Source organism: Aminobacter sp. MDW-2, from assembly GCF_014250155.1.
Lineage (GTDB): Bacteria > Pseudomonadota > Alphaproteobacteria > Rhizobiales > Rhizobiaceae > Aminobacter > Aminobacter ciceronei.
On the sequence record NZ_CP060197.1, the window covers coordinates 4,032,501 to 4,046,120 of the forward strand.

The following is a 13,620-nucleotide window of genomic DNA, read 5'->3' on the forward strand; positions in this document are numbered from 1 at the left end:
GAACACAACTGGAACAGATAGTGTTTGTTCTGGGTTTGTTTTTCTTCTGATTCCTCGGGGGTGGCGATGCTGACGCGCAAACAACACGAGCTTTTGCTATTCATCCACGAGCGGCTGAAGGAAGCGGGTATTCCGCCGTCCTTCGACGAGATGAAGGAAGCACTCGACCTCGCCTCCAAGTCCGGCATCCATCGCCTGATCACGGCGCTCGAAGAACGCGGCTTCATCAGACGCCTGCCCAACCGGGCGCGCGCGCTTGAAGTGCTGCGCCTGCCCGATTCGATCGCGCCTGGCCTCAACGCGGCGAAGAAGTTCTCGCCCAGCGTCATCGAGGGTAGCCTCGGCCGCAAACCCGAGCCGTCACGCAGCATGTCGGCCGGCAATGACGACGATGTTGCTTCGGCGGTTGCCATTCCCGTCATGGGACGCATCGCTGCCGGTGTGCCTATCGACGCCATCCAGCACAAGACGCATTCGATTTCGGTGCCGCCAGACATGATCATGGGCGGCGAGCATTACGCGCTCGAGGTCAAGGGCGACTCGATGATCGAGGCCGGCATCTTCGACGGCGACACTGTGGTCATCCGCAGCTCGACCACGGCCAATCCCGGTGAGATCATCGTCGCCCTCGTCGACGACGAAGAAGCGACGCTCAAGCGTTTCCGCCGCAAGGGTGCCTCGATCGCTCTTGAGGCCGCCAATCCGGCCTATGAAACCCGCATCTTCGGACCGGACAGGGTCAAGGTGCAGGGCAAGCTTGTCGGCCTGATCCGCCGCTATTGATTGCCGGGGCTGCGTTTCCGCCAGCTCGGCCTGTCCATCCTGCTGCAATCTGTAAGCCGGACTGATCTGCACTGTTGCTATCGTGCCGTATCTGACGGCTCTGCGACGGCGGGTACAGATTCGGACTCACCGTGTGGTCGCAGTCGGCGCTTTCGGGTGCGCCTTGGTTGCCCCGGCAGATGTCTTTGGGGGCATCTCCACTCGCTTGTAGGGTGGCAGGCCCCTCGCCTCGCGCGAAAATTGGCGCTGCGCATGCCACGGGCGGTACGGTTCCGCCACGGCGTGGCGTATCTCGACCGCCCGATCTACGCCAGCCGCCGCGGCTGTGATGAATATCGACGCACTGCCAAGGCGCGCCAGCTCGCGTTTGGTGAGCACGGCCACGCCGGGGCAGACGTCGCTTGCCGTGGCATCGTCGACGACGATGAGATCCGCGTTGTCGCAGGCTCGTGCAGCGGCGCTCGCATTCGCCGCATGGACGATCCGTGCCCCCTCCGGTTGTTGAACCGTGCACAGCTCGCTGTCACAGACGAAGGCGTCCGCGCCGGCAGCGTTTAGTTCTCCAGATACTGGATTGCCGGGTATCGTACCGGCGACATCTGCCTCGGCTGTTGGCTGTGAGCCGGTCTCGCTGGGCAAACGGACAGTCCCGTTCGTTGCATTCGCGGCCGAACGGGCCGGGGTGACGAGTGTTTCCGACGCCAGCGCGCGCTGCCAGTTGTCGACGGTGAACTGGTTCGGCCGGACGCGATTGACGGCCAGCTTGCCATCGTCGACCGGGACGCCGACGAGGCGGCCATCTTCCGAAACGAGAACCGTGGGCGTTTCCGTTTCCACGACCGTCAGCAGCCCAAGGGCCGCGAATGGCAGTGCGGCGGCGCGCAGCCAGGTCGTTGCCGTCGACGCGATGACGAGTGCTGCAGTGAGCAACAATACCGCATGTGACGAGACAAGGCCGACCGCATCGACCGGCGAGCGCTCGGAGAACCAGGTGGCGATGCCAATCATTGCCTTCAGGCCGAAGCCCATCGTGTCGAGGAAGGGGCCGTCGAGTCCAAGCGGCATGAAGATGCCAGCCATGACGGCAAAGGGCATGACCAGGACAGACACAAACGGGCTGACTGCCAGATTGGCGAACAGGCTGAGGGGCGAGACACGTTGGAAATGCCATGCACCAAAAACGCTGGTCGCGAGCCCGGCAATCACCGACGTCGCGGCGAGACCTATCGCAACTGTCGCAAGCCAGCGCCAGATTTTGGACGGCAGCGATCTCTGACCGACCGGCAGCGCCTGCTCCTCCCGCCGGTCCGACCACCAGGCATATGCGCCAACGAGGGCTGCCGTTGCGGCGAACGACATCTGGAAGCTCGGCCCGACGACTTCGTGGGGCGAGATCATGATCACGACAACGGCCGAGATCGCCAGGTTGCGCATGGTGAGTGCTGCGCGGTCGAGCAGCACGGCCGTCAGCATCACCGCCAGCATGATGAAGCTGCGTTGCGCCGCGACCTCGGCGCCTGAAATGAACAGATAGCCACCGGTGGCGAGCAGTGCCGCGCCTGCCGCGTACTTCTTGACCGGCCGGTGCGAGGTGAAGCCGGGAAAGGCGGCGAAGCCTAGCCGCATCAAAAGCATGACCGTGCCTGCGACCATCGCCATGTGCAGACCCGAGATCGAGATGATGTGGTAGAGCCCGGTACGCCGCAGCGCCTCGTTGACATCCTCGGGAATGCCGCCGCTCACGCCGACGACCAGGGCAGCCGCGATTTCGCCCTCCGGACCGCCAATGCGGTCGCGAATGCGCTGGGCAATCTTCTGGCGCACATTCTCGATCGACGCGAATGCACGATCACTGGCCGACAGCGGCTGGGTGGTTGCAGCAAACTCTGGGCCTTTCATGAAAAAGCCGCTGGCGCCGATGCCATCGAAATAGCTTTCGAAGGAAAAATCATAGCTGCCCGGCCGCACAGGCCCGGACGGCGGCATCAGCCTGACATAACCCGTCACCTCGGCCCCCGCCATGACGCCCTCAGGAAGCTTGCGGGCAACGAGCCGCACCCGATCGGGCGTATAACGCAAGACCGGGCGCGCAGTCGCCAGAACGTCGAGCGTCAGCCGCACCCTGCCCTTGTCCAGATTGTCGATTTCGACGACGCGCCCGGTGATGGCAGTCGAGATCTCGGCGCCCAGCATCTTCGTTGCCATGCGTTCGGTCTCGAACTTTGCACCCGCCATGCCGAGCATTGAGGCGGCGAGTGCGGCGAGCGCGTAGTGAACAGGCGGCCGTGCGCGCGTTAGGAAGGCGAGGACGGCCGGTGTCGCTGACACAATGACGAGCGGCGCGAGATCCGGCTCGTTCGGAAGCGCGAAATACACCAGGGCACCAGCGGCCAGAAAGACCGGAAGAAGCAGGAACGCCGCACCGCGGTCGAGTTCCGTTTCGATCGCGGCCAGGGTGGATCGTGCGGTGATCCGGTGACCGACCAGCAATTGCGATCCTTGCCGTAGCCAGGACTTGTGTCCTCGCTGAAACGGCGATGCATCGGCGTCAGGAGCAGCATCTCTCTCGGGCAGAGCTGGTGGTGTCCACGCAACGGCAGGCACAGCCGGAGAGGTCAGCAAGTCGCGCTCGCTGGCTTCTACCACCGGATTGTTACCGGCTTGCCCCTCCCGCATGCGGTCGCCCATCGGGCCTGCCTCTTGCGCCCCAGACCTTCTATGCTACATCAACCGCACACAAACGCCATGCGCCGCCGGTTTTCGGCCAAGCGCCCTGCTTCCCTTGGAAATCGCTATGCCTGTCGTCACCCGCTTCGCCCCCTCGCCCACCGGCTATCTGCACATTGGTGGCGCGCGTACCGCTCTCTTCAACTGGCTTTATTCCCGCCACACCGGCGGCACCATGCTGCTGCGTATCGAGGACACCGACCGCGAGCGCTCGACCGACGCCGCAACTGCCGCGATCCTCGAGGGCCTGACCTGGCTCGGCCTGACCTGGGAGGGTGAGCCGATTTCGCAGTTCGAGCGTGCGCCGCGCCATCGCGAGGTGGCCGAAGAACTCGTGCGCATGGGCAAAGCCTATTATTGCTACGCCTCGCAGGAAGAGCTGACCGAGATGCGCGAGAAGGCGCGCGCCGAGGGCAAGCCGCCACGCTATGACGGCCGCTGGCGCGACCGCGACCCGTCCGAGGCGCCGGCTGGCGTCAAGCCGGTCATTCGCATCAAGGCGCCGCAGGACGGCGAGACGCTGGTGCTCGACCGCGTGCAGGGTGATGTGCGCTTTCCCAACAAGGATCTCGACGATTTCATCATCCTGCGTTCGGACGGCGTACCGACCTACATGCATGCTGTCGTCGTCGACGATCACGACATGGGCGTCACCCACATCATCCGTGGCGACGACCACCTGACCAACGCCGCGCGCCAGACCGTCATCTACAACGCCATGGGCTGGGACGTGCCGGTGATGGCGCATATCCCGCTGATCCATGGTGCGGACGGCGCAAAACTGTCCAAGCGCCATGGCGCGCTCGGCGTCGATGCTTATCGCGCCATGGGCTATTTGCCTGAGGCCCTGCTCAACTACCTCGCCCGCCTCGGCTGGAGCCATGGCGACGACGAGGTGATGAGCATCGAGAACATGATCAGCTGGTTCGAGATCGAGGACGTCAACAAGGGTGCGGCACGCTTCGACTTTGCCAAGCTCGAGGCGCTAAACGGCGTTCATATGCGCCAGATGGACGACAAGAAGCTGTTCGACATCTTCGTTGTCACCTTGCCCTATCTGCCCGGCGGCGATGCCATCCTCGGCGGGCTCGACGACACGCGCAAGGCACAGCTGCTTGCCGCCATGCCGGGCCTCAAGGAGCGTGCCAAGACGCTGATCGAACTGGCTGACGGCGCAGGCTTCCTGTTTGCCCAGCGTCCGCTGCCGCTCGATGAGAAGGCCGCCGGCCTGCTCGCCGGCCCAGCCAAGGATATCCTCAAGGGCGCGCATGCGGCGCTCGCGACGGTCGCTGCCGCCGACTGGACGGCGGCCAATGCAGAGGCCGCGATCCGCGAGTTTGCCGGCCGCGAAAATCTGAAATTGGGCGGCGTGGCGCAGCCTTTGCGGGCCGCCCTGACGGGCAAGAGCACTTCCCCCGGAGTGTTCGATGTGCTCGCCGTTCTAGGGCGCGACGAAAGTCTAGCCCGCATTTTTGATCAAATCGATTAGGTCAGCAGTGCTTTCCTAGTTTTGCATTGAAATGAGGCTGTTGCGGTGCAACATTGCGGCAACAGGTCAATTTGAAAGCAGCGGGAAAGCTGGGAAGCGAGTTCAAGCGTTCCGGGCCTAATGGGTTGCCTTGTTATGACGATTGCGCCGCGCAAGGCGGCAACTCAGCACTAAGGAGTATGCGATGACTGATTCGACCGCCAAACTGGAGTTCCGCGGCCAGACCCACGAGTTCAAGGTCCGCGGCGGAACGGTCGGACCAGATGTGATCGACATCGCATCGCTCTACGCAACGACCGGCGCATTCACCTACGACCCGGGCTTCACCTCCACCGCAAGTTGCGAATCGGAAATCACCTTCATCGACGGCGACGCCGGTGTCCTGCTGCACCGCGGCTATCCGATCGACCAGCTCGCCGAGCACGGCGACTTTCTCGAAGTTTGCTACCTCCTGCTCTACGGCGAACTGCCGACCAAGGCGCAGAAGGACGACTTCGACTACCGCGTCACGCGCCACACCATGGTGCACGAGCAGATGTCGCGCTTCTTCACCGGCTTCCGCCGCGACGCACACCCGATGGCGGTGATGTGCGGCGTGGTCGGCGCGCTGTCGGCCTTCTATCACGACTCGACCGACATCTCCGATCCGCACCAGCGCATGGTCGCCTCGATCCGCCTGATCGCAAAGATGCCGACGATCGCCGCGATGGCCTACAAGTACCACATCGGCCAGCCGTTCATTTACCCCAAGAACGAGCTGAACTTTGCCGCCAACTTCCTGCACATGTGCTTTGCCGTGCCGTGCGAGGAGTACAAGGTCAACCCGGTGCTGGCCCGCGCCATGGAGCGCATCTTCATCCTGCACGCCGACCACGAACAGAACGCCTCGACCTCGACCGTGCGCCTCGCCGGCTCGTCGGGTGCCAATCCGTTCGCCTGCATCGCCGCCGGAATCGCCTGCCTGTGGGGCCCCGCACATGGCGGCGCCAATGAAGCAGCGCTCAACATGCTCAGCGAGATCGGCCACGTCGACCGAATTCCCGAGTTCGTCGCCCGCGCCAAGGACAAGAACGATCCGTTCCGCCTGATGGGTTTCGGCCACCGCGTCTACAAAAACTACGATCCGCGCGCCAAGATCATGCAGAAGACCACGCATGAAGTGCTGGGCGAGCTCGGCATCAAGGACGATCCGATGCTCGACGTGGCAATGGAACTCGAGCGCATCGCGCTGACCGACGAGTATTTCATCGAGAAGAAGCTGTATCCGAACATCGACTTCTATTCAGGCATCACGCTGAAGGCGCTGGGCTTCCCCACCACCATGTTCACCGTGCTGTTCGCGCTTGCCCGCACCGTTGGCTGGATCGCGCAGTGGAAGGAAATGATCGAGGATCCGCGCCAGAAGATCGGCCGTCCGCGCCAGCTCTACACCGGCGCCACCGAACGCGACTACGTGCCGATCGCCAAGCGCTGAGCCTTTCAGCGCCGCGTTCGTTCAGGCGCGCGGCGCCGTCGCAGCTCGAAGCTGCGAACGACTTGAAAAACACCCGCCAGGCCATTGCCTCGGCGGGTGTTTTTCATTTCGTGATGTGTTTGAGAACCGTTTCTGCAGCGATCTCGCCCGACGACCGTTCGGTCGCCATGCGCCTGGCAATTTCGGCAAAACCGTCTTTCTGCCAGCGTCGAAGGGCGCCATCCTCGAACAGGCCTTCGACATAGCGCGCCATCCATTGCGGGCGCACATATTCGTTGTAGTTTTCCTGCACGACCGGCCTGTCGGCAATCAAGTTGGGCAGTGCAGCACTCCACACCGTGACCATGCTCTGGATCATCCGCGCCAGCGTGTCGAGTTTGTAGGACGACAACATCGGCACACCCGCAAGCGCGAGTTCCAGCGACACCGTGCCCGATGCGATCAGGGCTGCGTCGGCTTCGCCAAAGGCCTGCCACTTGTGCTGCGGATCGAGGATAATCTCCGGCTTTTGCTGCCAGGTGGAGACAGCCTCTTCGACGAGGCCGGTGACATGCGGCACCGTCGGCAAGAGCAGCCGCATACGATGGCCGCGTGCGCGCAGGATCGAAACGGTCTCACCAAATGGACCGATCAGGCTGCGCACTTCGCTGCGGCGCGATCCCGGCAAAAGTAGAAGCGTCTTCTCGCGGTCAGGCGCCGGATTGGCCTTTCCCTCCTGCATCGCCGCGGCAATGGCGATGCCCGGATCGGTCGCCAGGCGATGGCCGACAAATGTACCATGTGGGCCGCCCAGGCGCTCCAGTTCGGCCGGCTCGAACGGCAGGATGCACAGCACCTCGTCGACATGCGGCTTCATCGCCTTGGCCCGCCCCGGTCGCCAGGCCCAGACGCTCGGGCAGATGTAATGGATGATAGGAATGGTGGGATCGAGCGCCCGCACCTTCCTGGCAACGCGCAGCGAAAAATCCGGGCTGTCGATGGTCACAAGGCAATCCGGCTTTTCGGCCGCGACGAAACGGGCGGTCTGGCCAATCCGCCTGATCAGGCGCGGCAGGTCGCGAATGACCGCCGTCAGTCCCATCAATGCGATCTCGCTGGCATTGAACAGCGGCGAAAGGCCAAGCTCCTGCAGATGCCGGCCGCCAGTGCCGACAAGCCTGACCTCGCGCCCGCTCAAGCGCTGCAGCGCCTGCACCAGATCGGTGCCGAGCAGGTCGCCCGACTCCTCGCCCGCGACGATGGCAATCTTGAGCGGTGGCTGGGTCATCGCTCATTTCCCTCGCCGGACAGGCCGATGACGAACAAGCCGAGCCTGTCGGCGCGTTCGACCACCTCGCCATAGTCGAGCACCAGTGAGCGTCCGGCCTCAATGCCGATCCCGGCAAGCCCCGCTGCATGCGCAGCATCGACCGTTGCTGGGCCGATTGTCGGCAAGTCCGCACGCAGTTCCTGGTTCGGCTTGGCGCATTTCACCAGAACGCCGCGCTTTCGCCCGGCAATGCGGCCATTGTCGCGTAGCTCGCGCACGCGTTCGAGCAACAGGTCTGTGCCCTCGATGCCTTCGAGTGCGATGGCGCGCCCGCCGATGGCAACCGCCGCCTGGCCGATATCAAGCGCACCGATCGTGCGTGCGGCCTCCTGGCCTGCCCGAAGGTCGTCCCAGTCACTCTGCTGAGGCGCCAGCGCCCCCATGCTGCCGGCCACGGCCAGCAGCTCCGGAACGACCTGATGTGCGCCGACGACCTTGATACCGTTGTCTTCGATCGTCTTGACCAGGATGCGCAGCAGGCCGTCGTCGCCGCGGGCAAGCGCTGCAAGCGCGCGCGGCAGGACACGCAGCAGGGCGATGCTGGGGCGAATGGCCCGCCACACCGGGCGACGGCTGATGCCACCGGCAAGCACGCAATGGGTGATGTCGTGGCGCTTGAGCAAAGGCACCAGCGAGGCGAACTGCTCGATGGCAAGCCGCTCGCCGGCATAGCTCCAGAGGCTGGTGCCGGGATCGGTCTCACCGTCAATCAGAACGATGAAAGGCTTGTGCCCGGCCTCGGCGAGACTGTCGGCGACATTGACCGGGAGCCGACCGCTGCCGGCAACGACAGCAATCCGGTCGGTCGCGGAAAGGTTGATCCTCTTTCCGCCGTCAGCCTTCGTCATCGGCGGCGTCTTCGGCGACGGCGTTTCTGAGCGGCGGCACGGTGAAGTGGCGCTTGCCGCGCGCCTGGATGAAATCCAGGACGTCACGCACGATGGGCGAGCCGGCGAATTCGCGTTCGACTAGCGGGATGCTCTCGGCCACCGAACGGGTTGGGTCGAAGATCATCTTGTAGGCCTTGCGCAAGGCGAAGATCTCGGCGCGCGGCAGGCCGGAGCGGCGCATGCCGATGACGTTGAGCCCACGCAGGCGGGCGCGATTGCCCATCACCATGCCATAGGGGATGATGTCGCCATCAATGATCGCGCCACCGCCGGCAAAGGCATGGTGACCGATACGCGTCATCTGATGGACGGCACACAGGCCACCAAGCGTGACGTTGTTGCCGACTTCGACGTGCCCGCCGAGGGTCGCGACATTGGCCATGGTGACGTTGTCGCCGACGATGCAGTCATGCGCAATATGCGCATAGGCGAGAAACAGCCCGTTGTCGCCGACGGTCGTGGCACCTCGACTGGTGTCGGTGCCGACATGCATGGTCACGCCTTCACGCATCGTGCAATTCTTGCCGACAGTGAGCGTCGTCCGGCCACCCTTGTGCTTGTTGTTCTGCGGAGCAGCGCCAAGCGTTGCCTGCGGAAACACCGTGCAGCCTTCGCCAAGCGTCGTTGCACCCAGGATCGCGACATGGCTCATCAGTTCGACGCGGTCACCGATGACGGCATCAGCGCTGACATGGCAGAAAGGACCAATGCGGACGCCTGCACCCAGTTGTGCACCGGCTTCGACGACAGCGGCAGGATGGATAAAGGTTTCAGTCATGGAGTTGTTGCTTATTCCTTGGGCACCATCATCGCGGCCACCTCTGCTTCGGCTACGGTCGCACCATTGACCTGCGCGTCGCAGGCGAACTTCAGGATGTTGCCGCGCTTCTTGATCTTCTTGACGTGAATGCGGAGCTGGTCTCCCGGCACGACCGGCTTGCGGAACTTGGCGCCGTCGACCGTCATCAGGTACACAAGCGACGGTGTTTCGTCGACGACCAGCCGCAGGCAGATGGCGCCCGCCGTCTGTGCCATGGCCTCGATGATCAGCACGCCGGGCATGACCGGATGGCCCGGGAAATGCCCTTGGAAGTGCGGTTCGTTGAAGGTGACGTTCTTGATGCCGACAGCGGAATCGTCGCCGTCGATGTCGACGATGCGATCGATCAGCAGGAACGGGTAACGATGCGGCAGCAGCTTGTGCAGGCCGAGGATATCGACGGCTTCGAGTGTCCTGGTCGCCTGGTCAGTCACTGCTCCCACCCCCCTTTGGTTTTCCCATGGCCATTTTTCTGATCAACGCGAACTCGCGCATTGCCAATTTCATCGGTTTTGCAGGAAATCCTGCCCAAACTTCGCCTGCCGGCACGTCGTGCATCAGGCCGCTGCGCGCTGCCAGCTGCGCCCCCGATCCGATGGTCAGGTGATCGGCCAGGCCGACGCCGCCGCCCATCATCACGTTGTCGCCGACGACAACCGAGCCCGAAATACCCGTCAGCCCCGCAATAACGCAATTGCGGCCAATGCGCACGTTGTGGGCGATCTGGACGAGATTGTCGATCTTGGAGTTTTCGCCGATGATCGTGTCCGACATCGCGCCACGATCGACCGTCGCATTGGCGCCGATCTCGACATTGTCCTGGATGATGACGCGGCCGATCTGCGGGATGCGTTCAGGACCGCGCGCACCGCCGGCGAAACCAAAGCCATCCTGGCCGATGCGGGCGCCGGCGTGGATGATCACGCCATTGCCGATCAACGCATATTGGATCGAACTGTGCGGACCGACATAACAATCGCGGCCGATCTGGGTCGAACGACCGATGACCGCATGAGCGGATACCACAGTCCCGCTGCCGACTGCCGCGTTCGGGCCGATCACCACACCAGCCTCAATGACGGCGCCTGGCTCGACATGAGCGGTCGGATCAATGTGGGCGAATGGCGAAATGCCTGCTTCACCGCTCACACCTACCGGGCGCTCGGCATCCGGATAAATTAGCCTGCCGATGCGGGCAAAGGCCTGCTGCGGACGCGGCGAAACGAGAATGGCAATGCCATCAGGGACAAGGTCGGCGACATCGGCCGTACACAGGACAGCGGCCGCATGCAGCGACTTGAGCGGTGCTGCGTTGCGCTTGCCGTCGACAAACACCAAAGCGCCATCGCCACCACTGCTTGCCGCTGCGATGGTCGAGATGGCGATTTCGGAATGTTTGGGGTCGACGAGCGTCGCGCCGGTAAGGCCGGCCACCTCGCCCACCGTGTAGCGGCGTGACGGCACAAAAAATACCGGATCCGTCATGAAATGCTGTTCCAGCCAAGCCGGGTAAAGAGTTTCCGGGCCGTGACGGCCCGGAAACGTTGTACCACGCAATTAGAAGCGGGTCGAAATGCCGAAGTTGAATTCCTGCGTATTGTCGGTGTCCAGCTTCTTGACCGGTACCGCATAGTCGATGCGCAGCGGACCGAAGGGCGAAGCCCAGAGCAGACCGACACCGACCGAGGCACGCAATTCCATGTCAGTCGAGACGATGTTGGTGCCCGCGACATTAACCTTGCTACCATAAAGCGTCGCTGCATCCGCAAAGACGGCGCCACGCAGGCCGAAGCTCTCCGGCACGACCGGGATCGGGAACTGTGCTTCGGCAGACGCATTGAAGTAGGTCGTGCCGCCGAGATGGTCGCCACCGTTCTTGTCGTACGGTCCGATGCCGTTGTACTCGAAGCCGCGGATCATCCGATCATTGCTCTTGAAGTGATCGAAGACGCGCAGGCCGTCGTCGCCGAAGCCCTGGATGTGACCGGCGCCAGCCGATACGAGGCCAACGATATCAAGCTCTTCCGACAGCGTCTGATAGTAGCTCGCACGGCCCGTGAACTTGACGAACTTCGCGTCGCCGCCAAGACCAGCCACTTCGGTCGTGAAGTTGGCGTAGATGCCGTTACGCGGGTTTTTCATGTCGTCGATGGTGTTGTAGACCAGCGTACCGCTGACCGACGACTTGATCCACGGACTGTTGGCGATGCCATCCTTGATCGCCGGCGAGATCGTGCACTTCGCAGGGTCAAGAACACCGCCGCTCAGACAGTCCTCATCATACTCATACTTCTCTTGCGCGATGTTGTAGGCAAGTTGCGTCGAGATGTTGTTGGTGATCGGCAGGCCGAAACGGATGGTGCCACCCGTAATGTCGCTCTGGTACTTGTCGTCATACTTGCGGGTCTGGCGATAGATGTCGAAACCAGCAGCAATACGGCGGCCGAGGAAATACGGCTCGGTGAACGAGAAGCTGTAGTCACGCGAGTTTTTGCCGCCACCGGCCGAGAACTTAATGAACTGACCACGGCCGAGGAAGTTGCGCTCGGTGATCGAGCCTTCCACCGACGGACCGGCATTGTCGCCGCCGGTCGAATAGCCGGCGCCAATCGAGAACTCGCCGGTCGACTTCTCGACCAGATCGACAACCAGCACAACCTGGTCAGGCTGCGATCCGGGAGCGGTCGAAACTTCGACACGCTCGAAGAAGTTTAGCGCCTCGAGGCGCTTCTTGGCGCGCTGGATCAGCACCTGGTTGAAGGCATCGCCTTCAGAGACGTCGAATTCGCGACGGATCACGAAGTCGCGGGTGCGTTCGTTGCCGCGGATTTCGATGCGCTCGACATAGGCCTTGGCGCCCTGGTCGACGGTGTAGACAACCGAGATCGTGCGGCTTTCGAAGTTGCGGTCACCGCGCGGCGTTACCTTGGCGAAGGCATAGCCAGCGCCGGCAACGTTCTCGGTGATCGCGATGATCGAATCTTCGACGTCCTTGGCGTTGTAAACATCGCCCTTGCGCGTCTCGACGAGACGCTGCAGGCTCGCGCCGTCGACCTCGGGGATGCTGCTTTCGACCGACACATCGCCGAACGTGTAGCGCTGGCCTTCGTCAACGGTGATCGTGATGGTGTACTGGTTGGTCGCCTCGTCGAGTTCGCCGAAGGCGGAGACAACCTGGAAGTCGGCGTAGCCGTGATTGAAATAGAAGCGACGCAGCGCTTCCTCGTCGGCGCGCAGGCGGTCTTCGTCATAGATGTCGTCACGCAACATGAACGACAGGAACGACGAGCGCTTGGTCGAGATGACATCTGCGAGGCGGCGATCGCCATAGGCGTCGTTACCGACGAAATTGATCGCGGCGATCTTCGTGCGGCCGCCTTCATTGATCTCGAACACCACGTTCACGCGGTTTTCGCCGAGATCCATGATCTGGGTGCCGACGGTGACGTCGTCACGGCCGACGCGCTTGTAGGCTTCCTTGATCGCCTGGGTGTCAGCCTCAAGCGCTGCCTGCGAAAATGCGCCGCGCGGTTTGAGTTGGATGGCGCCGCCGAGTGCCGCGTCCTTGAGCTTCTTGTTGCCCTGGAACAGCACGTTGTTGACGACCTGATATTCGGAAACCTGAACGACGAGCGTCGAGCCGACCTGGTTGATGCGGACGTCGGAGAACAGGCCGCTGCCGAACAGCGCCTTCACCGCGTCGTCGATATCGGTGTTCGAGAACGACTTGCCGGGCTTGATGGAGATGTAGTTGCGGACGGTATCCGCATCGACGCGCTGATTGCCGCGCACTTCGACCCGGTTGACCACCGCCGCTTGCGCGGCTGACACGGCAACAAACTGGACCGCCACTGCGCCTGGAATGGCTAGAGCGGCGGAAAGAGCAACCGCGGACGCGGCGCTCGCAAACTTAAGTGCTGCCTTCATAGTCGGCCTTTACAACCTTTTCTCGAAGTCCCCACGGCGAGAAAACCGGACGTCGCGGTAATTTCCCGTACCGTAATAACTGGATTTTCCCTACACGCAAGGCTTCTGGTTAATTTGCGCTTACTTCCTCAGCGAGCGTGACTTTCGCGTCACGCATACCGCCCCGGATGGTAAACGCCCTCTCAACGGACCCCTTGCCGG

10 protein-coding genes are annotated in these 13,620 nt (G+C 62.8%); 3 read left to right on the top strand and 7 right to left on the bottom strand.

Annotated features, from left to right (window positions below; genetic code table 11):
- Positions 1-66 precede the first annotated feature (66 nt).
- The gene (gene lexA, locus H5P29_RS19915; RefSeq protein WP_067962367.1) at positions 67-783 is read left to right on the top strand and encodes a transcriptional repressor LexA; all 717 of its coding nucleotides are present in this window, start codon (positions 67-69) and stop codon (positions 781-783) included.
- Between the two features lie 126 nt (positions 784-909).
- Here lexA and H5P29_RS19920 read toward each other — a convergent pair whose 3' ends face one another.
- Entirely contained in the window at positions 910-3,273 is a 2,364-nt protein-coding gene (locus H5P29_RS19920; protein ID WP_348640622.1) for a ComEC/Rec2 family competence protein, read from the bottom strand.
- 298 nt (positions 3,274-3,571) lie between these two features.
- Here H5P29_RS19920 and gltX point away from each other — a divergent pair, with 298 nt between their 5' ends.
- Both gltX and gltA read left to right on the top strand, forming a co-directional pair.
- A complete protein-coding gene (gene gltX / locus H5P29_RS19925; RefSeq protein WP_185910412.1) occupies positions 3,572-4,999 on the top strand; it encodes a glutamate--tRNA ligase in 1,428 nt (475 codons plus the stop codon).
- Between the two features lie 184 nt (positions 5,000-5,183).
- On the top strand, positions 5,184-6,473 hold the full coding sequence (gltA, locus tag H5P29_RS19930; RefSeq protein WP_067962369.1) for a citrate synthase: 1,290 nt from the start codon (positions 5,184-5,186) through the stop codon (positions 6,471-6,473).
- A gap of 103 nt (positions 6,474-6,576) precedes the next feature.
- Here the strand turns inward: gltA and lpxB are convergent, their stop codons facing one another.
- The 6 genes from lpxB to bamA all read right to left on the bottom strand — a co-directional run bounded on the left by lpxB (position 6,577) and on the right by bamA (position 13,419).
- Positions 6,577-7,740: a lipid-A-disaccharide synthase gene (gene lpxB, locus H5P29_RS19935; RefSeq protein ID WP_154386033.1), complete on the bottom strand. Its 1,164-nt coding sequence runs from the start codon at positions 7,738-7,740 to the stop codon at positions 6,577-6,579.
- Positions 7,737-8,630 carry an LpxI family protein gene (locus H5P29_RS19940; protein WP_154386034.1) on the bottom strand — a complete coding sequence of 298 codons (894 nt, stop codon included), beginning with the start codon at positions 8,628-8,630 and terminating at the stop codon, positions 7,737-7,739. Before H5P29_RS19940 ends, lpxB begins: the two co-directional genes overlap by 4 nt.
- Positions 8,617-9,450, bottom strand: a complete 834-nt coding sequence (gene lpxA, locus H5P29_RS19945) for an acyl-ACP--UDP-N-acetylglucosamine O-acyltransferase (protein ID WP_154386035.1) — start codon at positions 9,448-9,450, stop codon at positions 8,617-8,619. The genes H5P29_RS19940 and lpxA overlap by 14 nt, the downstream gene beginning before the upstream one ends.
- 11 nt (positions 9,451-9,461) lie before the next feature.
- A complete protein-coding gene (gene fabZ / locus H5P29_RS19950) occupies positions 9,462-9,926 on the bottom strand; it encodes a 3-hydroxyacyl-ACP dehydratase FabZ (RefSeq protein ID WP_067962382.1) in 465 nt (154 codons plus the stop codon).
- Positions 9,919-10,977 (bottom strand): UDP-3-O-(3-hydroxymyristoyl)glucosamine N-acyltransferase, encoded by a 1,059-nt coding sequence (gene lpxD / locus H5P29_RS19955; protein WP_154386036.1) that lies wholly within the window; start codon positions 10,975-10,977, stop codon positions 9,919-9,921. Before lpxD ends, fabZ begins: the two co-directional genes overlap by 8 nt.
- Before the next feature lie 72 nt (positions 10,978-11,049).
- Entirely contained in the window at positions 11,050-13,419 is a 2,370-nt protein-coding gene (gene bamA / locus H5P29_RS19960) for an outer membrane protein assembly factor BamA (RefSeq protein ID WP_154386037.1), read from the bottom strand.
- Between the last annotated feature and the right edge of the window lie 201 nt (positions 13,420-13,620).